The following is a 23346-nucleotide window of genomic DNA, read 5'->3' on the forward strand; positions in this document are numbered from 1 at the left end:
TCGCTTACTCCGCCGCCTGCGGTTCGGGGTCGGACCAGGACCACTCGCCTGGGTTTCTCGCCGGCGAGCGAGCGGGCTTCGAGGTCGCGGACGCGATGCCAACCTCGGCGCCGGCTTCTTCAGCCAGGGACGCCACGCGCAGCGCCCTGGCATTGCCGCGCCAGCTGTCCCACATGCCGATGATGCCCTTGGGCAGGAGCAAGGTGACGGCGACGAACAGGCCGCCGAGCGCGAACAGCCAGAATTCCGGCAGCACGCCGGTGAACCAGGATTTGCCGGCATTGACCAGCAACGCGCCGATGATCGGCCCGACAATGGTGCCGCGGCCGCCGACCGCCGCCCAGATCACCACCTCGATCGAATTGGCCGGCTCGAATTCGCCTGGATTGATGATGCCGACCTGCGGCACGTAGAGCGCGCCGGCAATGCCTGCCATGACGGCCGAAACGGTAAAAGCGAACAGCTTTACGTTCTCCGCCCGCCAGCCGAGGAAGCGCGTGCGGCTCTCGGCGTCGCGCACGGCCATCAGCAGCTTGCCGTATTTGGAGCCGACGATCGCCCAGGTGATGAAAACGGCGAGTGCCAGCATCACCGCGCTGGCCGCGAACAGTGCCGAACGGGTGGTATCGGCCTGCACGTTGAAGCCCAGAATATCCTTGAAATCGGTCAGGCCGTTATTGCCTCCGAAACCCATGTCGTTGCGGAAGAAGGCAAGCAGCAGCGCATAGGTCATCGCCTGGGTGATGATGGAGAGGTAGACACCGGTGACGCGGCTGCGGAAGGCGAACCAGCCGAAGATGAAGGCAAGCAGGCCGGGCACCGCCAGCACCATGATGGCGGCGAACCAGAAATGGTCGAAACCGGTCCAGAACCAGGGCAATTCCTTGTAGTTCAGGAACACCATGAAATCGGGCAGGATCGGGTTGCCGTAGACGCCGCGCGAGCCGATCTGGCGCATCAGATACATTCCCATCGCATAGCCGCCGAGCGCGAAGAAGGCGCCGTGGCCGAGCGAGAGGATACCGCAATAGCCCCAGACCAGATCGAGCGAGAGCGCCAGCAGTGCATAGCAGAGATATTTGCCGGTCAGCGCCACGATGTAGGACGGAATGTAGAAGGCGCTTGTCGGCGAGACGGCCAGGTTAAGCACCGGCACGATTATAGCCACCGCCAGCAGGATGAAGATGGTGATGGCGATGCGGCGATCCGCGCCGGCGGCAAAGAAGCGTCCCGATATCATGCTTCCACCGCCCTGCCCTTGAGCGCGAACAGGCCTCGCGGGCGCTTCTGGATGAACAGGATGATCAGCACCAGCACGACGATCTTGCCGAGCACCGCGCCGGCATAGGGCTCGAGAACCTTGTTGACGATGCCGAGCGAAAAGGCGCCGACCAATGTACCCCAGAGATTGCCGACACCGCCGAAGACGACCACCATGAAGCTGTCGATGATGTAGCCGCGACCAAGATTGGGCGAGACATTGTCGATCTGGCTGAGCGCGACGCCGGCGATACCGGCAATGCCGGATCCCAGCGCGAAGGTCAGCGCGTCGACCCAGGGCGTCCTGATGCCCATCGAGGCGGCCATGCGCCGGTTGGCGGTGACGGCGCGCATCTGCAGCCCCCAGGGCGTGCGCTTCATTACATAGAGCAACATGCCGAACACCGTGAGCGCGAACACCAGAATCCACAGCCGGTTCCAGGTGATGGCCAATTGTCCGACGTCGAAGGAGCCGGACATCCAGGACGGATTGCCGACCTCCTGGTTGGTCGGTCCGAAGATCGAGCGCACCGCCTGCTGCAGGATGAGCGAGACGCCCCAGGTTGCCAGCAGCGTCTCCAGCGGCCGGCCGTAGAGGAACCGGATCACGCCGCGCTCGATGACGAGACCGACGAATGCCGCGACCAGGAAGGCGAGCGGCAGCGCGATCACCAGCGACCAGTCGAACAGGCCGGGAAAGGACGTCCGGATCACTTGCTGGACGACGAAGGTCGTATAGGCGCCAAGCATCACCATCTCGCCATGCGCCATGTTGATGACGCCCATGACGCCGAAGGTGATGGCAAGCCCGATCGCTGCCAGCAGCAGCACCGAACCCAGCGAAGTCCCGTACCAGATGTTCTGTCCGGCATCCCACAAGGCCAGCGTCGAATTGATGTTGGCGATCGCTGCGGTCGCCGCGTCCTTGACCGCGCCGGAGGCACTGGCCTCGACCGAAGTGAGCAGCGAAACCGCGTCGCGGTCGCCACGCGCGCCGATCAGGGCGACCGCGGCGAGTTTGTCGGCCTCGGGCCTGTCGGAAACAAGCACCGAGGCCGCGCGGGCCTGTTCGAGCAGAGCCTTGACGCTGGCCACGGTCTCGCTGGCGATTGCCGTGTCGAGTGGCTCGATGTTGGCTGCGTCGGGCGTCTTGAACATGGTGCGGGCGGCGGCCAGCCGCACGGCCGGATCCTTGGCGCCAAGCGTCAGCGTGCCGAGCGCATCGCGGATGACGCGGCGCAGCGTGTTGTTGACCTTGATCTTGGCGACGTCGCCCTTGGCCGCCTCGCCGGATGCTTCGCTGCTGAGCGGATCGAAAAGCTGGAGGCTTTCGCCGGTTTCCTTGCCGACGAAGACCAGGGAATCCGCCTTGCGGATATAGAGATTGCCATCGGCGAGTGCCGAAAGCGGGTGTTCGACCAAGGGATCGCCGGTGGCGGCGAGGTCATGCACGACGGCTCCGGTCTCGGAAAAGCCCTTGGCGGTCGCGAACTTGGCGATGATGGCGCGCAGATCGGCTTCGCCTGCGCCCGACGACGACAGTGTCGCCAGCAGGAACAACAGCGTCAGGCCAATCGTGCGGATCAAGGTCATCGGCTTGAGTTAACCCTTGAAGATTTGAAATGGGCGCGTCCGGACAGTGGAGGAAACCGTCCGGACGCGTGCGGTCTTGGGCTTGGCATGAAGGCCCAGCCCGGGGAGGATCAGTTTGTGCCCTTGCCGCCGCACTTGCCGGTGGCAACGTTGAAGTTGCCGCACGACAGCGGCTTGCGCCAATCGGAGATCAAATCCTTGGAGTCCGGCAGGTAGTCGGACCATTCGTCGCCCATCACAAGGCCGGGCGTGCGCGAAACCGTTTCGAACTGGCCGTCGGCCTGGATTTCGCCGATCAGCACCGGCTTGGTGATGTGATGGTTCGGCATCATCGTCGAGTAGCCGCCGGTCAGGTTTGGCACAGAAACGCCGATCATGGCGTCGATGACCTTGTCCGGATCGGTGGTGCCGGCCTTCTCAACCGCCTTCACCCACATGTTGAAGCCGATATAATGAGCTTCCATCGGGTCGTTTGTGGTGCGCTTGTCGCTCTTGATGAACTTGTGCCAGTCGGCGATGAACTTCTTGTTCTCGGGCGTATCGACGCTCTCGAAATAGTTCCAGGCGGCGAGATGGCCGACCAGCGGCGCGGTGTCGAGACCGGCCAGCTCTTCCTCGCCGACCGAGAAGGCCATGACCGGGATGTCCTCGGCCTTGATGCCTTGGTTGCCGAGTTCCTTGTAGAACGGCACGTTGGCATCGCCATTGACGGTCGAGACGACGGCGGTCTTCTTGCCGGCCGAGCCGAATTTCTTGATCGCCGAGACTTCGGTCTGCCAGTCGGAGAAGCCGAATGGCGTATAGTTGACCATGATGTCTTCGGCCGCGACGCCCTTGGCCTTCAGATAGGCTTCGAGGATCTTGTTGGTGGTGCGCGGATAGACGTAGTCGGTGCCTTCGAGCACCCAGCGCTTCACCGAACCGCCGTCCTCGCTCATCAGGTAATCGACGGCCGGAATGGCCTGCTGGTTCGGCGCGGCACCCGTGTAGAAGACATTGCGCTCGCTTTCCTCGCCCTCATACTGGACCGGATAGAACAGGATATTGTCGAGTTCGGAAAACACCGGCAGCACCGACTTGCGCGACACCGAGGTCCAGCAGCCGAACACCGCGGCGACCTTGTCCTTCGAGATCAGCTCACGCGCCTTTTCGGCGAACAGCGGCCAGTTGGAAGCCGGATCGACGACGACCGCTTCGAGCTTCTTGCCGAGCAGGCCGCCCTTGGCGTTCTGCTCGTCGATGAGCATCAGCATGGCGTCCTTCAGCGTCGTCTCTGAAATCGCCATCGTGCCCGACAGCGAATGAAGAATGCCGACCTTGATCGTATCATCGGCGGCCCTGGCCGGAGCAGACATCACCAGGCCGGCGGCAACTACGCTCGCCGAGAACATTTTTGCTATTGTCGAGAAATTACCCCTCATGCGGAAGACTCCCAAGCTGGTTTGATTGCACCGCGACTATGCAATGCAACCCCCGTGCCAACCGCTGAAGGCATGCGGAAAAGCGCAAAATAGATACATGTTATCAGTGCGTTGCTATATTAGATTGAACGAAACAAAGAGAGCCGGTTAAAAATTGATTGAGGGAAATTTGCGCAATGCACAAGGCATATGCCTAAGTTTTGCCCATTTTCTTTAGATGCCTATATTTTGATCTCGAAGGCAGATCGCCGACGGCAAATGTTGCGGCGCGGCGCAAAAATAGGGCAAGCTTGGTCGTTCAAGCGGACGGCATCATGACATCAGCCATTTCACGCATATTCATCGGCATAGTGGCTCTGGCGGCGGCAACCGGAGCGGCCCGAGCCGACTTCAGCGACGGCAGGATGCCCGACGGCATCTATCACTGCGAGGCCTACCTGCTCGGCATGTTCCTCAACCTCGGCGACATCACCATCAAGGGAAACGTCTACAACGGCCCGGTCACGTTCGGGACCGCGCAGCAGGGCTACAACTACCAGATGGATGCAAACGGCGTGATCTCCTGGTTGGGACCAGTTGGCGGTTACACCACTGGCGGCAACTCGCTCTCGCTCACCCAGGCAACGCTGGACGGCCAGAGTCCGCCCTCCTTCGACATCATCATGAAGCAGCCCGACGGCGCCTTCACCGCCACGACCTGCACCAGGGGAAGCAATCAATAGATCTTCCCTGGCAATGACACCGCCTCGGTCTGCAACCCTGCCCGTCTTCTCATCTCATCTGGATGTTGCCGAAGGACCGCCAGCCGGTCGGCGCCTGAGGCCATGAAAAAAAGGCGCGGAACTGGTCAAGTTCCGCGCCAGCAGGCAGTCGGGAGGTCAGATGGTTTTCGCCGACATCTGCGCGGCGATATAGTCGGCCTGGCGGATCGCCAGCGACACGATGGTCAGGGTCGGGTTTTCGGCCGCACCCGTCGTGAACTGGCTGCCGTCCGACACGAACAGGTTCTTGATGTCGTGTGCCTGGCCATGCTTGTTGACGACGCCGTCGGCGGCCTTCTCGCTCATCCGGTTGGTGCCGAGATTGTGCGTCGAGGGATAGGATGGCGTCGGGAAGGTGCGTGTGGCGCCGACCGCATCGTAAAGCGCGGTGGCCTGCTTGTAGGCATGATTGCGCATCGCCGTGTCGTTGGCATGGTCGTCGAAATGCACATCGGCGATCGGCATGCCGTGCTCGTCCTTCTCGTCGCCATGCAGCGTGATGCGGTTCTCCTCGCGCGGCATGTCCTCACCGACGATCCACAGGCCGGCCATGTGGTCGTAGTGGTCGAGCGCGGTGGTGAAGGAACGCCCCCAGCCGCCAGGGTTCAGGAAGGCAGCCATGAAGGGCAGGCCGAGCGACAGCGTCTCGAACTCGTAACCGCCGACAAAACCGCGTGACGGATCATGGCGCGCCTCATCACGGATGATGCCGGCCATGGTGGTGCCGCGATACATGTGCACTGGCTTGTCGAAGATGGCATAGACCGATCCCGTGGTATGCCGCATGTAGTTCTTGCCCACCTGCCCCGACGAGTTGGCAAGGCCGTGCGGGAACTTGGCTGATTCGGAATTGAGCAGCAGGCGCGGGCTCTCGATCGAATTGCCGGCGACCGCCACGATGCGGGCCTTCTGCTCCTGCAGCTTGCCGTCCTTGTCGGCATAGACGACGCCGGTGACCTTTCCAGAGGCGTCATGGTTGATCTTGATCGCCATGGCGTTCGGCCGGACCTCGAGGTGGCCCGTCGCCTCGCCCTTCGGGATTTCGGTATAGAGCGTCGACCATTTGGCGCCCCATTTGCAGCCCTGGAAGCAGAAGCCGGTCTGCTGGCAGGAATTGCGGTCGTCGCGCTCCACCGAGTTGATCGCCATGTTGCCGGTATGGCATTCCTTGTAGCCGAGCTTGTCGGCGCCGGCCTTCAGCACCTTGAAATTGTTGTTGCCCGGCAGGCGCGGCCAGCCATTGGTGCCGGTGACGCCCATCTTGGCTTCCGCCTTGGCGTAATAGGGCTCCATCTCGGCCAGCGTCACCGGCCAATCCAAAAGGTTGGCGCCTTCCAGCTTGCCGTAGGTCGACAGCGTCTTGAACTCATGCTCCTGGAAGCGCAGCGATGCGCCTGCCCAGTGCGTGGTCGAGCCGCCGACCGACTTGACGATCCAGGCCGGAAGGTTGGGAAAATCCTTGGCCACGCGCCAATCGCCGGATGTGGTGCGCTTGTCCGTCCAGGCGAGCTGAGCGAACGAATCCCACTCGTCGTTGATGAAGTCCTCATATTCGTGGCGGGCACCGGCCTCGAGGATGACGACATCGATGCCCTTCTGCGCCAGTTCGTTGCCGAGCGTGCCGCCGCCGGCGCCGGAGCCGATGATGACGACCACGCCGTCGTTTTTCAGATCAAATGCTGCTGCCATGGTTTCCTCCCATGAAATCAATTGAATGCGGTTGAGGCGAAGCGGGTCAGAGCCACTCGATGTCGCTGAATCCCCGCGCGATGTAGCCGCCCTTGGAATAGGATTCGCCCTCGTAGCCGAAGATCGGCCAGACCTCCTTCTGGTTGTAGAGGCTGACGACAAGACCGCCGCGAACCGCCTGGAAGAAGGCCGTACCCTCAATGTCCCTGAGCAGCGCGACCCGCTGCTCTTCCCAGCCGAGCCCGCGATAACCGCCCTCGCCGGCTCTCTTGTCGAGATCGGCGATCCCGTTTTCGATAAGCTCCTTGTGAGCCTTGTCCTTGGCGGCCATCTCATCATGGCCCTTGACCGCGACGGCGTAATATTTGTCAGGGACTTGGTCATGCGGGTAGATATCGCGCGCCAGCTGGATCAGCGTCGCCATTGTCTCGGGCTTCAGAGCCGAGGTTTCCAGCCCCCAGGCATGTTGCGGACTGATGACGGCGCTGCCGGAAATGACGAGCAGCGCGCCGACGCCGCCGCGTTTGAGAAGTTCGCGCCGTGAAAGCCCGGGCTTCCCCTCGTGGATCGTGACCATGTTTTCCTCCCTGCTTGCTGTTCGCACTCGAAAGAGTGCCGTTGCTGGCGCCGCGCCGGTCCGCGCGGCCGGTTGTCCCTATTGGAAGCGCCCTCCGCGCTGCAGGACCTCGACCTTGTAGCCGTCGGGGTCCTCGATGAAGAAGAAGCGGGCGATGAGCGACCCGTCGCGGCTGAATTCGACGATCTTCTTCGGATTGAGGCCGAGTGCGCCGAGCCGATCATGTTCGCTGTCGAGATCGGCGACCGAGACCGCGAGGTGACCATAGCCGTCGCCCAGCGCATAGGGCTCCGCGCGCCCCTTGTTGACGGTCAACTCAACCTCGAAAGGCGCATCGGCATTGCTGAGGTAGACCAGCGTGAAGGTCTCGAAGTCCAGTCGTTGGGCGACCTCAAGGCCGAATGCCTTGGTGTAGAAATCGATGGAGCGGGCTTCGTCGAGAACCCGGATCATGGTGTGGATTGCCTTCGCCAAATCAGACTCCGCAGCTTCATGCTTTCGAAGGTGATTATGCGCGCCGGTGAAGAAAGGTGGTGGCAGCCGACTACCACGCATGGGGTTGGAAAAACGGATATGCCCATCCCAAGGACGTAAGTCTGCCAAGGACGAAAGTCTGATTGCCGTTGACGACCTTCCGGTCGATGATGAAACCGCAGGCAGTGTTCAAAAGGCACCGACCGCCCCGTCGGCGCCCAAGACCAACAAAAACGGGAGGTAACGATGTGCAGAGTCTTTGCCGCACAGGATCCGGAAGGCTATCGTCAGATCAACCGGTCGATCCGCATTGACGGACATTCGACGAGCATCCAGCTCGAGGTCACGTTCTGGGCCTTGCTCGACGAAATCGCCGAAAGCCAGAACCTGACGACGCCGAAATTCATCTCGAAGCTCTACGACGAAGCCATCGAGATCAACGGCGAGATCCCTAATTTCGCGTCGATGCTGCGCACCACTTGCGCACTCTATCTACGCGGCCACCGACCATCCATGGAGGAGGTGTTGAAGCGAGAGGCCGCCTAGCGCCCTTCCGTGGCGACTTCGAGCGCGAGCCGGCTCATGTCCGTGAAAAGCGCCTGGCGTTCGGAATAGTCGGTCTGTTCGCCGGTAAGCAGATTGTCGACGACGGTCAGCAGCGACAACGCCCTCGCGCCGAAATGGGCCGATATGCGATAGAGAGCGCTGGTTTCCATGTCTACCGCCAGCGCCCCGAGCGCCCTTGCGTCGGCATAACGGGCACGCGCTTCAGGATGGTAGAATATATCGGTGCAGGCTGTCAGGCCGGCGTGGTGGTCGATGCCAAGTGCGGCTGCCTTGCTCAATGCGCTAGCCAGCAGCGCCGGATCCGGGCCAACATCGGCTACGTAAAGGCCAAAAACTCGACCGCTCTCGGTATTTTCAGGCCGTGCCGATTGCGAGATCACAAGGCTGCGCAGCTTTGCCTCGGCGCTCAGGCTGCCGCAGGTACCGGTGCGGATCAGTGTTCGGACGCCATAAAAGTCAAGCAGTTCATGGGCGTAGATCAGGAAGGATGAAACGCCGATGCCCGTCGCCTGAATGCTGACAGGCTTGCCGCGAAACAAGCCGGTAAAGCCGAGAGCGCCGCGTCGGCGATTGACGCAGCGCGATGCCTCCAGGAATGTCTGCGCCATCCACTCCGCGCGCTGCGGGTCGCCCGGCAACAAAACCGTGTCGGCGTAATCGCCCTTGCCTGCCTCGATGTGTGGCGTCAACAGCCGCTCCCCCAAGCCCGCCTGCTGTATTTTCAACAATCATGGCGTTGTTACGGCGTTGTGCAAGAGCGCGGCATTGGAAGCACCTAGGATTCAAGGACATCCTTGACGATCGTGGCCAGTTGCTTGAGCGAGAACGGCTTTGGCAGGAAGCCGAAATGCGCCTCCGCCGGCAGGTTCCTGGCGAAAGCGTCCTCGGCATAGCCGGAGACGAAAACGAACTTGATGTCCGGCTGGCGTTTGCGCAACTCACCGAGCAGGGTCGGCCCGTCCATTTCCGGCATCACCACGTCGGAAACGACGATGTCGACCTTGCCGCCCAGCGCTTCGAACACTTCCAGCGCCTCGACGCCCGAGGATGCCTCGTGAACGGTATAGCCGCGCGAGGTCAGTGCCCGCATGCCGCCCATGCGCACGGCATCCTCATCCTCGACCAGCAGGACCGTCGCCGACCCGGACAGATCCTTGGTGCTATCGGCCGGTTTGACTGCCGCTGCCGCCGGCGCTTCACCGGCTTCGGCTGCCGTTTTCGCTTCCACGATGTGACGCGGCAGGAAGATGCGGAAGGTGGACCCCTTGCCGACTTCGGAATCGCAGAAAATGAAACCGCCGGTCTGCTTGATGATGCCGTAGACCATGGACAGGCCAAGGCCCGTGCCCTTGCCGACCTCCTTGGTGGTGAAGAACGGCTCGAAGATCTTCTTCAGCACGTCGGGCGCGATGCCTGAACCCGTATCCTCGACTTCGACCACCACATAGTCGGCGGCCGCGAGTTCGCGATAGGGAAAGCTCTTGCATTCCTCGGCGGTCACGTTGCGGGTGCGCACGGTGAGATCGCCGCCCGCCGGCATCGCGTCGCGCGCGTTGACCGCCAGGTTGACCACCACTTGCTCGAACTGCCCGATATCGACCTTGACCGGCCACAGGTCGCGGCCGTGGTCGACCTTGAGCTTGATGTCGTTGCCGACGAGCCGGGCAAGCAGCATCCTGAGATCGGCGAGCACGTCGGTGAGGTTCAGCACTTCCGGCCGCAGCGTCTGCTTGCGCGAGAAGGCCAGCAACTGCCTGACCAGGGAGGCCGCGCGATTGGCGTTCTGCTTGATGTTCATGATGTCGGGGAAGGACGGATCCGATGGCCGGTGATTGGTCAAAAGCAGGTCGGACGCCATGATGATGGCGGTCAGCACATTGTTGAAGTCGTGCGCGATGCCACCGGCGAGCTGGCCGACGGCCTGCATCTTCTGGCTTTGCGCCATCTGCCCTTCGAGCGCCTTCTGCTCGGTCGTCTCGACGGCGTAGACGATGGCCGCTTCCTCGGCTCCTTCGCCGCCGGTGCCATCGGCCACGGCGTTGACGTAGAAACGGATATGCCGCTCATCATTGCCGGGCAGCACGGTCTCGATCGGATCGATGTCGGCCTGCCGCTGCCGGGCTTTCTCGAAAGCCGCGGCAAAGGCCGGCCGGTCGCGGTCATGGATCACCGTGTCGAGCCGCACGCGGCGATCCACGGCATCGCGGTCGACGACCGAGGAAAACAGCGACAGGAACGGTGCGTTGGTGCGCAGGATGCGCCCGCTGGCATCGACACCGGCAATCGCCATCGGCGTCGAATTGAAGAAGCGGGTGAAGCGCACTTCCGAGGCGCGCAGGTCGGCCGAGGCATCCTCGCCCTGTGTGCGGTTGAGCACGATGGTGCGGGTTGGCCCGCCGACGCCCTCACGGCTGGCCGAAACGCGATGCATGAAGCGCACCGGCAGCGCCTCGCCGGTCATCGTCGTCAAGTCGAGATCGATGACCGCATTGCGCGTCGTCCCGGGGTCCGCCTTGACGGAGCGCACCAGCGCCATGCCGTCGCCGGCAACAATATCGGGCAAGGCGACGGCGCCGGGGGTGAAGCTGGCGAGATCGATGCCCAGCCATCCGGCGAGCGTGGCGTTGATGTAGGTGACGCGGCCGTCCTGGTCGGCCGAAAAGAAGCCGGCCGGCGCGTGGTCGAGGTGGTCGATTGCCTTCTGCAGATCGAGGAAGAAACGCTCCTGCTCGGCCCGCTCTTGCGAAATGTCGGCGAGCTGCCAGGCCAGCATCGGCAGCCGCTGGCCCGGAACGCTGAACGCGCGGGCGCGTGCCCGGTACCAGCGCGCGCCCGGTTCGGCGCCGGGCCGGATCGATTGCGCGAGCCGGAACTCGCCGTCGCCCGGCTGCCCGTCACGCAAGCCGGACGCCAGCCGGTAAATGGTCACCGAGGCTTCGGGGACATCGGAGAGCAATCCTTCGACCGTCTTCAGGTCAGCGGCCGATGAGGCGCCGGTCATATCGGCATAGGCGCGGTTGGCGTAGACGACGCGACCCTTGGTGTCCGTGACCAGCAGGCCCTGCGACATCGAATCGACGAAGGCCTTGGACAGTTCGTCGCCCGTCGAGCGTGGTGTGATCTGCACGAAGCCGATCGCGGTCGCGAACAGGAAGCCGACACCGATCATCGCCAGTACGCCGAGCATGCCGAGCAGGAACGGATCGCCGAGGCGCTCGCGGAAAAGGCCGAAGACGATTGCGGCGCCCGTCAGGACGACGATGAAGATGATAAGCCGGGTGACCGCGCCCGGTCGCGTATTCTGGTCGACGATCGGTGCCGGATAGAAATCGCCGCGCGCTTCCTTGGCCATATGCCCCCTGCTCATGAAATCCGATGTTCCGACACCCGCCCCCAATGCATGTCGCCCAAAAATGACTTCGGTTTTGGGAAAACGACATGCATGAAAAACACGGACCTGAAACGCGCCGCATGAATCCGTTTCAGCGCGACGCGCTTTAGCCGGTTGAATCACATTCTCCTGGTCTGGAAAAGGCCCGGGCGGCAAATGTCGGATAAAAATGCTGTCGGCTGGCCTTCCCTGTGTTTCAAGCTGTTCACGATGCGTGAAAGGCAACTTGCGGTAGCCAGTCGCAACGGTCTAGTGTCGCGTCACTTTCCAAACCGTTCGGGGGAAACCAATGCAGTGGCTGGATAGCGTGGCGGGTCCCGGTTATGCGGCGGCACTCCTGTGGACCTTCGCGGCGCTGATCCTGCTGGTCATCGTTCTCGTCATCGTCAGGCTCGTGCGCAACCTGACCTTCGGCACGTTTGTCGCCGGCGGCCGCAACCGCAAGACGCGGCTCGCCGTCATGGACGCAACCGCCGTCGACAGCCATCGCCGACTGGTGCTGGTGCGACGCGACGACATCGAACATCTGCTTCTGATCGGCGGCCCGACCGACGTCGTTGTCGAACGCGACATCCGCCTCGCCGCGCCGCGCCGTCCGGCGTTGACTGGAGATGGCGGCCTGCAGCCTGTCCCGGCGGCCGCCACCCCGGCTGCGAAGCCTCGGTCGCCGCAGCCCGCTCCCGTGCCTCCGAGACAAGCACCCGCTCCGCAGCCGGTGGCCATGGCACAGCCTGCCCGCCAGCGTCCGGCGGCGCCACCACCGGCTCCGGCGCCCGCACCGAAACCAGCGGCGCAAACCTATCAATCGACCAATGTCACGCCGCTGCCTGCCTATGGCTCCGCCAACGTCAATGCCGCCAGGCACACGCCGCCACCGCCGACGCAGGACAGCATCGACGACACGCTGATGAAAGAACTCGAGGTTTCGCTCGACCAGCCCCGCTCCGGCGGCCCGGTGGGCAAACCGGCAGCCAAGGCGCCGCCCTCGCTCGACGATGAAATGACCAGGCTGTTGGGCGAACTTTCAAGCCAAAAGAGATGAACTGCGCCTAGGTCAAGAGATGAACTGTCGCCTGCCAGTGACTAGGCTGGCCGGCGTTCAAGCGTGTTCAAATCTATTGAAGGTGGCACGCATCGAACAAAAATGGCCGGATAACCGGCCATTTGGAAATCAATGCAAAGGCGGTCTATCAGTCGTCGCGATAGACTTTTTCACGGCGCTCATGCCGTTCTTGCGCTTCGATCGACAAGGTGGCGATCGGGCGCGCGTCGAGCCGCTTCAAGGCGATCGGCTCACCGGTTTCTTCGCAATAGCCGTAAGTGCCTTCATCGATGCGCTGCAGCGCCGAATCGATCTTTGAGATGAGTTTCCGCTGACGGTCGCGGGCCCTGAGCTCGATGGCGCGGTCGGTTTCCGAAGAGGCGCGGTCGGCGAGGTCGGGATGGTTGGCGTTTTCCTGCTGCAGGATTTCGAGGGTTTCGCGCGCCTCGCGCAAGATGTCATTTTTCCAGGTGACGAGCTTCTGGCGGAAGTAGGATTTCTGCCGTTCGTTCATGAACGGCTCGTCTTCGGAGGGTACGTAATCGGCGGTAACGATGTCGTTCATTCGACTCACCCAACAGCCCCAAATTTGGCGCCTATATATTCGCCACCAGACGCCTGCACAAGCGCAATCAGCCACCGACTCACGCAATTGTTAAAGTGCGTCTCCAGCCTTCTCCGGAGCGGCATAAATCTGTTTTGATGGCGAAAGTACGACGATCCTCGCCCATCGCCCTGCAAGTGATTCGCCGCGCTGAAGCACGCGCACCATTGTGCGTGCGGCTTTTCTCGTGGCTAATCGCGGCAGGACTTCAGCTCTCGGGCACCGTTGGAGGTTGGGTGAGCAGGCTTTATCTGTTGCGACACGCCAAGGCCGGTTGGGCCTTGCCAGGCATGCGTGATTTCGATCGTCCATTGGACGCATCCGGCCGCGCCGATGCCGAAAAAATGGGGACCGCGATGCGTTCCCGCTTCTATGTGCCGGACCTGACGCTGTGTTCCAACGCCAAACGCGCCAGGGAAACCCTCGAGGGTCTGGCCGGCCAGACCGACACAGGCAAGGTGCTGTTTTTGGACGCGCTCTACAGCGAGGACGCGGCCTGCTATCTCCGCCTCGTCCGAGATCATGGCGGACCCGGTTCATTGCTGGTCATAGGCCACAACCCGATGACGGAGGATCTCGCCATGGCGGTTTCGGGCGATGGCGGCGAGCCGGAGCGGGCAATGCTCAATCACGGCTTTCCAACCACGGGCCTCGCGGTCGTCCGTTTCCCCGGCGATCTGGCGAAAGCGACCCAGGGAGCGGGTTATCTCGAAGCGTTCCTGACACCGGCAGATCCCTGATGCCGATTCCAGCGCCATTTCAAAGCCGGGTTCCAGCGCCTATATCGGGCTGACGCAAGCCCGAGAGATCATGTTTTGGCATCATCGCTGACCACCTTCACCGACGAGGCAAGAATTGCCCTCGACACATTGTCGGGACGTGCCACCGGACTTTTTTCTCCATCGCTGCGTCTGGGTGTGACGGGTCTCTCCCGCGCCGGCAAGACAGTCTTCATCTCTGCCTTCGTCCACAATCTGATCCACGGCGGACGTCTGCCGCTGTTCGAGGCGCAGAAATCGGGGCGTATCGCGCGCGCCTTCCTCGAACAGCAGCCCGACGACGCCGTGCCGCGTTTTCAATACGAGGACCACATCGCCGCTTTGGTCAACGATCGCGTCTGGCCGGACTCGACCCGCGCCATTTCGGAACTGCGGCTGACGATCGAATATGAATCGGCCTCCGGCTGGAACCGCATGTTCTCGTCGGGCAAGCTGTCGGTCGACATCGTCGACTACCCCGGCGAATGGCTGCTCGATCTGCCGCTGCTCGGCAAATCCTTCGCCGATTTTTCGCGCGAAGCCCTCGAAATGGCCACGCTGCCGGTGCGCGAGGACCTTTCGCTGGCCTGGCGAGCGATCTCGGCGGAAATCGACCCGAATGCCGACGCCGAGGAAATGACGGCACGCCGGCTGGCTGAAAGCTTCGCCGCCTATCTCAAGGCATGCAAGCTCGACGAACGGGCGCTTTCGACTTTGCCGCCCGGCCGTTTCCTGATGCCCGGCGATCTCGAAGGCTCGCCCGCGCTGACTTTCGCGCCGCTGGCCGGCCTGGGCGACAGGCGCGCGCGCAACGGCTCGTTGCACGCCATGATGGAACGGCGCTACGAGGCCTACAAGACGCATGTCGTCAAACCGTTCTTCCGCGAGCACGTCACGCGCCTGGACCGCCAGATCGTGCTCATCGACGCCATGCAGGCGCTGAACGCCGGGCCTGGTGCCATGGCCGATCTGGAGCGCGCTGTCACCGAGATCCTCAGCTGTTTTCGCCCCGGCCGAGGCAGCTTCATAACCGACCTTTTCTCCCGGCGTATCGACCGCATCCTGGTCGCGGCGACCAAGGCCGATCATCTGCACCACGAAAGCCATGACCGGTTGCAGGCGATCGTGCGGCGCCTTGCCGACCGCGCCGCGGCGCGGGCGAATTTCACCGGCGCCGATGTCGACGTCGTCGCCATGGCGGCGGTGCGCGCCACCCGCGAAGGCACCGTCAAGCAGGGCCGCGAGACATTGCCTGTTATCATCGGCACGCCGATCGCCGGCGAGAAGATCGATGGTGAAACATTCGACGGAAAGACGGAAACAGCTATATTTCCTGGTGATTTGCCGGAGAACATTGATGCTGTTTTCGACCTTTCGGGGCCGGATCACAGACAGGACTCCACGGACCCGGCAATCCGCTTCGTCCGGTTCCGTCCGCCGAAACTCGAACGCACGGCCGAAGGTGTCACGCTGTCGCTGCCCCATATCAGGCTAGACCGCGCCTTGCAGTTCCTGATCGGAGACTATCTGGCATGACCGCGCCCCGCAAACCGGCGGCATTCCGCATCGAGCCGGAAGCCGCGCCGAAACAAGACGCGCCACAAGCACGCCAGACCGAACCGTCGCGCAGACCGCGCTCCATGAAGGCCGATGTGGCGCTGGTCATCCCGGCGGAGGTCGACGTTTTCGACGAACCGGACGTTATTGCCGCCGAGCCGCCGCCATCGGTCGCCCCCAGAAGGCGCTCGGTTCTCGGCAGCATCTTCTTCGGCGCCTTCGGCGTGCTGGTTTCGCTGGCTGTCGGCCTGTGGACCGACCAGTTGATACGCGATCTCTTTGCCCGCGCCGAATGGCTGGGCTGGCTGGCCGCCGGGATGGCGGCGATTGCGCTGCTGGCGCTGCTGGTAATCCTGATTCGCGAGTTCCTGGCCATCGCCCGCCTCGCCGAAGTCGAAAAGCTGCAGAAGCGCGCGCTCGATGCCATCGCGCGCGACGATCCGAAGGCGGCACGCGCGGTGGTCGACGAGTTGTCGGCCTTTGTCGCGGCCAAACCCGAGACCGCTGCCGGCCGGCGCGCGCTGGCTGAATTGCGCGGCGAGATTATCGACGGCGCCAATCTGGTGCGCCTGGCGGAGGCGGAAATCCTCGGCCCCCTTGATGTCAGGGCCAAGGTGATAATTCTCGAGGCCGCCAAGCGGGTTTCGCTGGTGACGGCCGTGAGCCCTCGCGCGCTGGTCGATGTCGGTTATGTGGTGTTCGAGGCCGGGCGCCTCATCCGCCGGCTTTCGGAACTCTATGGCGGACGGCCCGGAACGCTGGGTTTCTTCCGCCTGGCGCGCAGCGTACTGGCGCATCTGGCGGTCACCGGTTCGATCGCCATCGGCGACAGTTTCGTCCAGCAGATCGTCGGCCACGGCCTGGCGGCCCGCCTCTCGGCAAAGCTGGGCGAAGGCGTCGTCAACGGCATGATGACGGCGCGCATCGGTATCGCCGCGATGGAGACGGCGCGTCCCCTGCCCTTCAGCGCTGCCAGGCGCCCGGGGCTGGGCGATTTCCTCGCAGCATTGACGTCGTTCGCAGCCAAGAAAGACGCCGAAACAGCCGGCTCCGGCAAATAGCGTCCAGCTCTTCGGGACGATGATCGGACTGCTGTTTCGAGGGCCCGCGGTGACGAAGCATTAACCAATCTTCTTCATGGTCGAACCGGTTTCAAACAGCCTCGTTGTTGCCGGGTGTCGTCGATGAAAAGCGTAATTCTGTCCAGCGTCCTGCCCCTGGCGACGGTGATCACAGCTGTCGTCGGCATTGCCTCGGCGGCCTCTGCCACGGAACCGGACAAGCAGTTTTTCCAGTCGGCCGAAGGCAAATGGGTTGGCCCGGGCGAAATCGTCGCCGGCAAATACAAGGGCACGAAATTCAACTGCAGCTTCACCGGCTCCACGCCGGACGGCAAGATGGGCATGACACTGGACGGCGGTTGCCGGGTCGGCATGTTCACCCAGCCCATGTCGGCCAAGATCGAGCGCAAGGGCCGCGACTACAAGGGTTCCTTCATGGGTGGCGCTGCCGGCGCCGGCCTCGATATCATCGGCGGCAACGTCGTCGACGCCCACAAGGTGGTCTTCACCATCAACCGCAACCAATTGCGCGGTGTCATGCAGGCCCGCATTCCCGACGACAATTCCATGACCGTAACGGTTGCCGTGCGCGTTCAGGACCAGTTGGTGCCCGTCATCGGCATGAGCCTGAAGCGCGTCGATGCCGTCGAAGTCGGCTCCATCGCGCCGAACTGAGCGCACCCTCGCCTCTATTCTTTTACGAATTCCGGACGGAAAAACACTTCTCCTGGGATTGCGCGAATACACCCCACGAAACAAAGAGGCGGCGGCCCATCGCCACCGCCTCCTTGGAAACGGACGAACCAGGCGTCAGCCCTTGATCGCCTTGGTCAGCTCGTCATACGCCTTGCAGGCATCGGCCAGGGTCGTGGAACCCTGATACTTGGTCGTCACCGCCTGAACCTTGGCGGTCAGGTCAGCCGCCTTGGACGGATCCTTGGTGATCGCCTCCTGCAGCGCCGCGGCCATGTCCTGCGCCTTCTTGGTCGCGATCTCGGTCGTGCATTCCGGCGCCTTCGAACAGGCCGAGCCGGCAAGCACCGCCAGCCCGGCGGCAACGAGCAAAAACTTCTTCATGTCAGTCATCTCCTCAAAAGGGTGCGACTTGATCGCCGCTCACCCCCAATGGCCGAAGCCGAGCGTGCTTAGCCTTCGATTGCGGCAACAAGCAACGAGCCCATGGCGTAAACTTGTGTAAAGAGCCTGCAACATTGCGGCGGTTCGAGTTCGATGTCAGCTGGAGCAAAGTTCAGCCGCGAGGCTGCAGCAGAGCGAGCACAGCTGTCGATGCAGCAAGGATGGCCGTAACGGTCAACGGCGCCGTGGCACCATAGGTGTCCACGACATAGCCACCGACAACCGCGCCGATCGTGATGGCAACCTGGAAAGAGACGACCATCAGGCTGCCCGCTGCTTCCAGCGCGTCAGGTGCCGCACGCGAGAGATTGGTTGGCAGCACCACCGGCCCCATGCCGAAGGCGAAGCCCCAAAGCGTGACGAATCCGAAGGCAACGCCAATGTGCACGCCCCAAAGCACCAAGGCCAGCGCCGCAACCGCCATTAGCGCCGCGGTGACCACGAGAGCCATGTGAATATTGGCATCGGCCATGCGGCCGCCGGCAATGTTGCCGATCACAGCGGCGATGCCAAACCCAAGCAGAGCCAGGGCAATTGGACCGGTTGCAAGCAGCGTGACGTGTTCGAGGAAGGGGCGCACATAGACAGAACCAGCAAAATGCCCCGTCATCAGCAAGACAATGGCCAGCATGCCGATCTGAATGCCGCGCCGCCGTGTAAGTCGAAACACGTCTGCAAGACTGTTGCTTGTTGTCGCCGGCAAGGTCGGCAGGCTGAGCAACTGCGCCAACATGGCCAATACGGCCAGCCCCGCTGTCATGGCCATGGCGCTGCGCCATCCCAGCCAGTCGCTGATCAACGCCCCCAAGGACGGCGCGGCAATGGTGGCGAGCGAGACGCCGAGGGTAACGATAGCCATGCCCCGGCCTGTCGCATTGGCGCCGACCAGCCTCGCCACGACGGCAACCGAAAGTGCCCAGAAAGCGCTGAGAGCGATCCCCAGCCCGGCCCGGCCCAACAACAACAGCCAGAAATTGGGTGCCAGCGCCGCAAGGATATTGGAAGCCACCGCCAAAGCCATGAGACCGACCAGCACCGTCTTGCGGTTCAGTCGGCCGATAAGAACATTGCTCAACATGGCCGTCACGGCGCCGACGGAAGCGGTGGCGGTGACGACCTGTCCGGCCGTTCCCTCACTGATACCGAGATCGCGCGCCATTGGCGTCAGCAGGCCTGCCGGCAGGAATTCGGCCGACACCAGGGCAAAGCTGGTGGCCGCCAGTGAAATGACCGCAAACCAGGTGGCTGCGCTCCACGCGGCTGGCGCGTCGGCATCAAGGCCAATCGCGGTGTCTTCAAGCTGTAATGTTGTGTCTGTCACGGAAAGATCTCCAAAGTTTGGAGATCTTGATAGACGAGTTCTGTCGGATGATATGTGTCTTAAAATCCGAAATTCATGTCTATTCGTCCGGGATTTGTGCGACGCACAATTCCCGGCGAGACATTGGTGATGCGCTTGAACGCGCGAGCGAAGGATGCCTCGGAATCATAGCCCAAACGGGTAGCGACCTCGGCAACCGACAAGCCGCTCTGCCCCAACAACTCGCGGGCAAGCTGCATGCGCAGGCGGGCGAGATAGCGCGCGGCACCCTCGCCCAATACAGCGCTGAAACGCGCGGCGAAAATCGATCGCGATTGGCCTGCCACGCTCGCAAGGCTTCCCAGCGTCCAGTCGTGGCCGGGGTCTCGATGCATGGCTGCCAGGGCGCGGCCGATATGGGGATCGCGGATGGCTGCGAGCCAACCTGTGGTCGAGGCTCCGTTGCAATTGACCCAACAGCGGATGAGCCGGGCTGTCAGCAAATCCGCCATACGCGACAAGATGGTGGCGCTGCCCATCCGCGGTTGCGCGGCCTCCGTCGTCATGGCCGCCAGCAAAGGACCAACGACCGGGTCATTGCCGGCCACGTCGCAGCCCTTGATGACAGCCGGCATCAACGTGATCAATGGATTGAGCGCACAGGAGTCCAGGGCCATGGAGCCGCAGAAAAGGGTGCTTGTCGCGCCCGTTCCTTCCCGCACCACTTCGCAGACATTGCCCCCTAACTTGATCACCTGGCAGCCCTCGAGCGAGTCGCCCACCACGTCCGGCGCACTCGCCAGCCGATGGGCGATGCCCTGCGGCAGCAGCACCAGATCGCCATCGCGCAACTCTTGCCAGCCCTGCGCTTCGGTATGAATCCAGCACGGACCCTGGCCGACAAAGTGAAAACGAAGCAGCGATTGTCGCGGAAATTCTATGCTCCATGGATGTCGGAGCTCGCAGCGGCCATAGTTGACCCCACTCAGGCGAAAATCTTGCAGGACCTCGCTGAGCGCATCCATCGGAATATGAGGCGGCGAAGACGGCTGGGACGAACGGTCAAGCATGCAGCTGATATAGATGCCGAACGTCCCGCAGACAAGCGGAGACCGTTGTTCCACCGGGGGATTCGCACCGACAGCACCCTACCTTTCCTGGCAGGCTTCCCGCCCTTGCCTCCCGCTCCCACTGCATGCAAGGAGTGCTATACGACAAAGGGACGGATCATGGCGGCAGAGGCAGCGGGCAGCGATCTCATTCAGGTGGTGGCATTGCTGGCGGCGGGCGTGGTGGCCGTCCCGATCTTCAAGCGCATGGGTCTCGGTTCGATTCTCGGTTACCTGGCCGCCGGCGTGGTGATCGGTCCGTTCGGCCTCGGCGTCTTTTCCGAATCGGGAGCCATCCTCCATGTCGCCGAACTCGGCGTGGTCATGTTCCTGTTCATCATCGGCCTGGAAATGCAGCCGTCTCGGCTCTGGGGCCTGCGCCGCGAGATCTTTGGGCTTGGCGCGCTTCAAGTCGGCGTCTGCGCGGTGCTCTTGACTGGTGTCGGCATGGCCGGAGGGTTTCCGATCGCGCAATCTTTCGTCGCCGGCGCCGGTTTCGTGCTGACCTCGACGGCCATCGTCATGCAGCTTCTGGAAGAACGCGGCGAAATCGCCGCGCCCAAGGGCCAGCGCATCGTCTCCATCCTGCTGCTGGAGGACCTGGCCATCGTGCCGCTGCTCGCCTTGATCGCCTTCCTGGCGCCGGGCGGTGCCGGTACCAGCCTGTCGGAGCGGCTGACCGAGGTCGGCATCGGCCTCGCCGCGATCATCGGCCTGGTGGTGGCGGGACGCTACCTCCTCAACCCCTTCTTCCGCATCCTGGCGGATGCCCGTGCGCGCGAAGTGATGACGGCTGCGGCTCTGCTGGTCGTGCTCGGATCGGCGCTTGCCATGCAGCTCAGCGGCCTGTCGATGGCGATGGGCGCGTTCCTGGCCGGCGTGCTGCTCTCGGAATCGACCTTCCGCCATCAGCTTGAAGCCGACATCGAGCCGTTCCGCGGCATCCTGCTCGGCCTGTTCTTCCTGGCGGTCGGCATGTCGCTCGATCTGCATGTGGTGGCCGCGAACTGGAAGCTGATCGCCGTCTACGTCGTGGCCTACATGGTGATGAAGGCTTTCGGCATCTACATTGTCGCCCGCATCCTGAAATCAGGCCACCGCGAGGCACTGGAGCGCGCGGTCTTCATGGCGCAAGGCGGTGAATTCGCCTTTGTGCTCTATTCCGCGGCCGCCGCCGTCGGCATCATCGACGGCCAGGCAAACGCAACGCTGACCGCGATAGTCATCATCTCCATGGTGCTGACGCCGTTGGCGATCATCGCCTTGCGCTATTTCACGCCACGGGACGAGCAGTCGCTGGACGGCGTCGAAGTCGCCGACGGCCTGTCCGGCAGCGTGCTGATCATCGGCTTTGGCCGCTTCGGCCAGATCGCCAGCCAACCCCTGCTCTTGCGCGGCATCGACGTTTCGATCATCGACAACGATGTCGAGATGATCCAGGCGGCCGCCGATTTCGGCTTCAAGGTCTATTATGGCGACGGCACGCGGCTGGACATCCTGCACGCGGCCGGGGCCGGCCGGGCGCGGGCCGTGCTCATTTGTGTCGACAAGCCCGACGCCGCCATCCGCATCGCCGAACTCGTCAAGGCTGAGTTCCCCCTGCTTACGGTGCTGGCCCGTGCGTTCGACCGCGGCACGGCGCTGCAGCTCATCCGCGCCGGCGTCGATTATCAGCTGCGCGAAACCTTCGAATCGGCGCTCGTCTTTGGTGGCTCGACCCTCGAGGCGCTGGGCGTCGATCCCGAGGACGTCGCCGAAACGATCGAGGACGTCAGGCGCCGCGACACGGCCCGGTTCGAGACCCAGCTCGCCGAAGGCATCCGCTCGGGACAGCGTTTCCTGAAAGGCAATATCGGTACGCCGATCCCGACCCCACTCTCCACGCCCCGCCGTCCTGGCCAGGCGCTCAACGAGGAAACGGCCGGCGTCCTGCATAAATCCGAATCGGCGGATTGAGGGAGTTAGGCATGGAATTGGACAGCAGAGCCCTGTCGATCACCAAGTTCTGGCGCGACGCCGGCGAGGATGCTTGGTTCGAGAAGAACGACGCTTTCGATGCCGATTTCCGCGACCGCTTCCTCGATCTCCACTACGCCGCAGCGCGCCGTGAATGCGATGTCTGGTCAAGCCATGCCGAGGGCTCGCTGGCGCTGATGATCCTGCTCGACCAGTTCCCGCGCAATTGCTTTCGCGGCACCGGCCACATGTTTGCAACCGACCCACTGGCAAAGCATTTTGCGCAAAAAGCGGTCGATGCCGGCCACGATCTGGCATTGGAACCGGAAGTGCGTGTGTTCCTCTATTTGCCGTTCGAACATTCGGAAAATCTTGCGGACCAGGAGCGGTCGGTCGAACTTCATACCGCCAGGGCCGAGTTCAATCTGAAATACGCGCTGGAGCACCGCGACATCATCCAGCGCTTCGGCCGCTTTCCGCACCGCAACCGGATGCTTGGCCGCGAGACCACGGCCGAGGAAAAAGCATTCCTGGATGACGGTGGTTTCTCCGGCTGATCCGCGATTTAGCGCCGCCACCAGTCGCGGCCCGACGGCAGCCGCTCGATGCCGGCCGCATCGACCGCGCTCAGGCGATCAGCCACGCGTTTGCCGCCGACGGCAAGATCCGGCGCGATTTCGGCCAGCGGCGCCAGCACGAAGGCGCGCTCCAGCATGCGCGGGTGCGGCACTTCCAGGCCCGTTTCATGGATGATGCGGTCGCCGAACACCAGGATGTCGATGTCGATGAGGCGCGGCCCCCACCTCTCCTCACGCACACGTTTGAGCTTTCGCTCGGCATCGAGGCAGAGGTCGAGCAATGCCCGCGGCGACAGCCGCGTCGACAATTCGGCGGCCGCATTGAGGAAATCCGGCTGGTCGAGCTTACCCCAGGGCGGCGTCCGGTAGAGCGAGGAGACGGCGGCCATGTCGGTATCGGGATCGACGTCGAGCAGGCGCAACGCGGCTCCCATCGACGCCGCCGGATCGCCCAGATTGCCGCCGAGGCTCAGATAGACGGTGTTATTCGGGCCAGACAACGGTCACCTCG

At 62.9% G+C, this 23346-nt stretch carries 22 protein-coding genes; 9 read left to right on the plus strand and 13 right to left on the minus strand.

The genetic code is table 11. The features are described 5' to 3' along the window. Positions 1 to 4 precede the first annotated feature (4 nt). The 3 genes from urtC to urtA all read right to left on the minus strand — a co-directional run bounded on the left by urtC (position 5) and on the right by urtA (position 4244). The gene (gene urtC / locus LB571_RS21220) at positions 5 to 1240 is read right to left on the minus strand and encodes an urea ABC transporter permease subunit UrtC (RefSeq protein ID WP_140821786.1); all 1236 of its coding nucleotides are present in this window, start codon (positions 1238 to 1240) and stop codon (positions 5 to 7) included. Next, the gene (urtB, locus tag LB571_RS21225; protein WP_224597681.1) at positions 1237 to 2853 is read right to left on the minus strand and encodes an urea ABC transporter permease subunit UrtB; all 1617 of its coding nucleotides are present in this window, start codon (positions 2851 to 2853) and stop codon (positions 1237 to 1239) included. Before urtB ends, urtC begins: the two co-directional genes overlap by 4 nt. Before the next feature lie 110 nt (positions 2854 to 2963). After that, the gene (urtA, locus tag LB571_RS21230) at positions 2964 to 4244 is read right to left on the minus strand and encodes an urea ABC transporter substrate-binding protein (protein ID WP_224528120.1); all 1281 of its coding nucleotides are present in this window, start codon (positions 4242 to 4244) and stop codon (positions 2964 to 2966) included. Positions 4245 to 4588: 344 nt separating this feature from the next. Here urtA and LB571_RS21235 point away from each other — a divergent pair, with 344 nt between their 5' ends. Next, positions 4589 to 4996, plus strand: coding sequence for a hypothetical protein (locus LB571_RS21235; RefSeq protein ID WP_015317696.1), 408 nt, complete (start codon positions 4589 to 4591; stop codon positions 4994 to 4996). Between the two features lie 156 nt (positions 4997 to 5152). Here the strand turns inward: LB571_RS21235 and LB571_RS21240 are convergent, their stop codons facing one another. From LB571_RS21240 to LB571_RS21250, 3 genes are all read right to left on the minus strand, one after another. Beyond that, positions 5153 to 6724 (minus strand): GMC family oxidoreductase, encoded by a 1572-nt coding sequence (locus tag LB571_RS21240; protein ID WP_224597683.1) that lies wholly within the window; start codon positions 6722 to 6724, stop codon positions 5153 to 5155. A 46-nt stretch (positions 6725 to 6770) separates the two neighbouring features. Then, entirely contained in the window at positions 6771 to 7301 is a 531-nt protein-coding gene (locus LB571_RS21245; protein WP_015317694.1) for a hypothetical protein, read from the minus strand. Positions 7302 to 7379: 78 nt separating this feature from the next. Then, positions 7380 to 7775, minus strand: a complete 396-nt coding sequence (locus tag LB571_RS21250; RefSeq protein ID WP_140664242.1) for a VOC family protein — start codon at positions 7773 to 7775, stop codon at positions 7380 to 7382. A 246-nt stretch (positions 7776 to 8021) separates the two neighbouring features. Here LB571_RS21250 and LB571_RS21255 point away from each other — a divergent pair, with 246 nt between their 5' ends. Beyond that, positions 8022 to 8321, plus strand: a complete 300-nt coding sequence (locus tag LB571_RS21255; protein WP_015317692.1) for a ribbon-helix-helix domain-containing protein — start codon at positions 8022 to 8024, stop codon at positions 8319 to 8321. Here LB571_RS21255 and LB571_RS21260 read toward each other — a convergent pair. Together LB571_RS21260 and cckA are read right to left on the minus strand one after the other, a co-directional pair. Further along, positions 8318 to 9031, minus strand: a complete 714-nt coding sequence (locus LB571_RS21260) for a DeoD-type purine-nucleoside phosphorylase (protein ID WP_140726833.1) — start codon at positions 9029 to 9031, stop codon at positions 8318 to 8320. The two genes, LB571_RS21255 and LB571_RS21260, sit on opposite strands and share 4 nt — an antisense overlap. Positions 9032 to 9117: 86 nt before the next feature. Then, positions 9118 to 11694, minus strand: coding sequence for a cell cycle histidine kinase CckA (cckA, locus tag LB571_RS21265; RefSeq protein ID WP_140716916.1), 2577 nt, complete (start codon positions 11692 to 11694; stop codon positions 9118 to 9120). A 328-nt stretch (positions 11695 to 12022) separates the two neighbouring features. Between cckA and LB571_RS21270 the strand changes: the two genes are divergently transcribed. Further along, positions 12023 to 12775, plus strand: coding sequence for a flagellar biosynthetic protein FliO (locus tag LB571_RS21270; RefSeq protein WP_224597685.1), 753 nt, complete (start codon positions 12023 to 12025; stop codon positions 12773 to 12775). Positions 12776 to 12923: 148 nt separating this feature from the next. Here the strand turns inward: LB571_RS21270 and dksA are convergent, their stop codons facing one another. Further along, on the minus strand, positions 12924 to 13340 hold the full coding sequence (gene dksA, locus LB571_RS21275) for an RNA polymerase-binding protein DksA (RefSeq protein WP_015317688.1): 417 nt from the start codon (positions 13338 to 13340) through the stop codon (positions 12924 to 12926). 275 nt (positions 13341 to 13615) lie between these two features. On the opposite strand from dksA, the gene LB571_RS21280 reads away from it, so the two are divergent. From LB571_RS21280 to LB571_RS21295, 4 genes are all read left to right on the plus strand, one after another. After that, entirely contained in the window at positions 13616 to 14119 is a 504-nt protein-coding gene (locus LB571_RS21280; protein WP_224597716.1) for a SixA phosphatase family protein, read from the plus strand. Positions 14120 to 14194: 75 nt separating this feature from the next. Then, positions 14195 to 15673, plus strand: a complete 1479-nt coding sequence (locus tag LB571_RS21285) for a YcjX family protein (protein WP_224597687.1) — start codon at positions 14195 to 14197, stop codon at positions 15671 to 15673. After that, the gene (locus LB571_RS21290; RefSeq protein WP_140821797.1) at positions 15670 to 16755 is read left to right on the plus strand and encodes a YcjF family protein; all 1086 of its coding nucleotides are present in this window, start codon (positions 15670 to 15672) and stop codon (positions 16753 to 16755) included. The genes LB571_RS21285 and LB571_RS21290 overlap by 4 nt, the downstream gene beginning before the upstream one ends. A 123-nt stretch (positions 16756 to 16878) precedes the next feature. Then, complete coding sequence (locus LB571_RS21295) at positions 16879 to 17430, plus strand: hypothetical protein (RefSeq protein ID WP_140716846.1); 552 nt, start codon at positions 16879 to 16881, stop codon at positions 17428 to 17430. A 135-nt stretch (positions 17431 to 17565) separates the two neighbouring features. Here the strand turns inward: LB571_RS21295 and LB571_RS21300 are convergent, their stop codons facing one another. From LB571_RS21300 to LB571_RS21310, 3 genes are all read right to left on the minus strand, one after another. Beyond that, positions 17566 to 17832 (minus strand): hypothetical protein, encoded by a 267-nt coding sequence (locus tag LB571_RS21300; RefSeq protein ID WP_015317683.1) that lies wholly within the window; start codon positions 17830 to 17832, stop codon positions 17566 to 17568. Positions 17833 to 18004: 172 nt separating this feature from the next. Then, positions 18005 to 19213 (minus strand): MFS transporter, encoded by a 1209-nt coding sequence (locus LB571_RS21305; protein ID WP_224597690.1) that lies wholly within the window; start codon positions 19211 to 19213, stop codon positions 18005 to 18007. A gap of 59 nt (positions 19214 to 19272) precedes the next feature. Beyond that, the gene (locus LB571_RS21310; protein WP_224597693.1) at positions 19273 to 20262 is read right to left on the minus strand and encodes an AraC family transcriptional regulator; all 990 of its coding nucleotides are present in this window, start codon (positions 20260 to 20262) and stop codon (positions 19273 to 19275) included. A 159-nt stretch (positions 20263 to 20421) separates the two neighbouring features. On the opposite strand from LB571_RS21310, the gene LB571_RS21315 reads away from it, so the two are divergent. Then, positions 20422 to 22257: a monovalent cation:proton antiporter-2 (CPA2) family protein gene (locus LB571_RS21315; RefSeq protein WP_015317680.1), complete on the plus strand. Its 1836-nt coding sequence runs from the start codon at positions 20422 to 20424 to the stop codon at positions 22255 to 22257. Between the two features lie 11 nt (positions 22258 to 22268). Further along, positions 22269 to 22814, plus strand: coding sequence for a DUF924 family protein (locus LB571_RS21320; protein ID WP_140716840.1), 546 nt, complete (start codon positions 22269 to 22271; stop codon positions 22812 to 22814). Between the two features lie 8 nt (positions 22815 to 22822). Here the strand turns inward: LB571_RS21320 and folK are convergent, their stop codons facing one another. Then, entirely contained in the window at positions 22823 to 23335 is a 513-nt protein-coding gene (gene folK, locus LB571_RS21325) for a 2-amino-4-hydroxy-6-hydroxymethyldihydropteridine diphosphokinase (protein WP_224597696.1), read from the minus strand. Positions 23336 to 23346 lie beyond the last annotated feature (11 nt).

The organism is Mesorhizobium sp. BR1-1-4, assembly GCF_020165375.1.
Taxonomy (GTDB): Bacteria; Pseudomonadota; Alphaproteobacteria; order Rhizobiales; family Rhizobiaceae; genus Mesorhizobium; species Mesorhizobium australicum.

Bases quoted from the DNA above. Each gene is read 5' to 3' on its own strand.
- urtC (WP_140821786.1), bottom strand. From the start codon at position 1,240: ATGATATCGGGACGCTTCTTTGCCGCCGGCGCGGATCGCCGCATCGCC.
- urtB (WP_224597681.1), bottom strand. From the start codon at position 2,853: ATGACCTTGATCCGCACGATTGGCCTGACGCTGTTGTTCCTGCTGGCG.
- urtA (WP_224528120.1), bottom strand. From the start codon at position 4,244: ATGTTCTCGGCGAGCGTAGTTGCCGCCGGCCTGGTGATGTCTGCTCCG.
- LB571_RS21235 (WP_015317696.1), top strand. From the start codon at position 4,589: ATGACATCAGCCATTTCACGCATATTCATCGGCATAGTGGCTCTGGCG.
- LB571_RS21240 (WP_224597683.1), bottom strand. From the start codon at position 6,724: ATGGCAGCAGCATTTGATCTGAAAAACGACGGCGTGGTCGTCATCATC.
- LB571_RS21245 (WP_015317694.1), bottom strand. From the start codon at position 7,301: ATGGTCACGATCCACGAGGGGAAGCCCGGGCTTTCACGGCGCGAACTT.
- LB571_RS21255 (WP_015317692.1), top strand. From the start codon at position 8,022: ATGTGCAGAGTCTTTGCCGCACAGGATCCGGAAGGCTATCGTCAGATC.
- cckA (WP_140716916.1), bottom strand. From the start codon at position 11,694: ATGGCCAAGGAAGCGCGCGGCGATTTCTATCCGGCACCGATCGTCGAC.
- LB571_RS21270 (WP_224597685.1), top strand. From the start codon at position 12,023: ATGCAGTGGCTGGATAGCGTGGCGGGTCCCGGTTATGCGGCGGCACTC.
- dksA (WP_015317688.1), bottom strand. From the start codon at position 13,340: ATGAACGACATCGTTACCGCCGATTACGTACCCTCCGAAGACGAGCCG.
- LB571_RS21290 (WP_140821797.1), top strand. From the start codon at position 15,670: ATGACCGCGCCCCGCAAACCGGCGGCATTCCGCATCGAGCCGGAAGCC.
- LB571_RS21295 (WP_140716846.1), top strand. From the start codon at position 16,879: ATGAAAAGCGTAATTCTGTCCAGCGTCCTGCCCCTGGCGACGGTGATC.
- LB571_RS21300 (WP_015317683.1), bottom strand. From the start codon at position 17,832: ATGAAGAAGTTTTTGCTCGTTGCCGCCGGGCTGGCGGTGCTTGCCGGC.
- LB571_RS21310 (WP_224597693.1), bottom strand. From the start codon at position 20,262: ATGCTTGACCGTTCGTCCCAGCCGTCTTCGCCGCCTCATATTCCGATG.
- LB571_RS21315 (WP_015317680.1), top strand. From the start codon at position 20,422: ATGGCGGCAGAGGCAGCGGGCAGCGATCTCATTCAGGTGGTGGCATTG.
- LB571_RS21320 (WP_140716840.1), top strand. From the start codon at position 22,269: ATGGAATTGGACAGCAGAGCCCTGTCGATCACCAAGTTCTGGCGCGAC.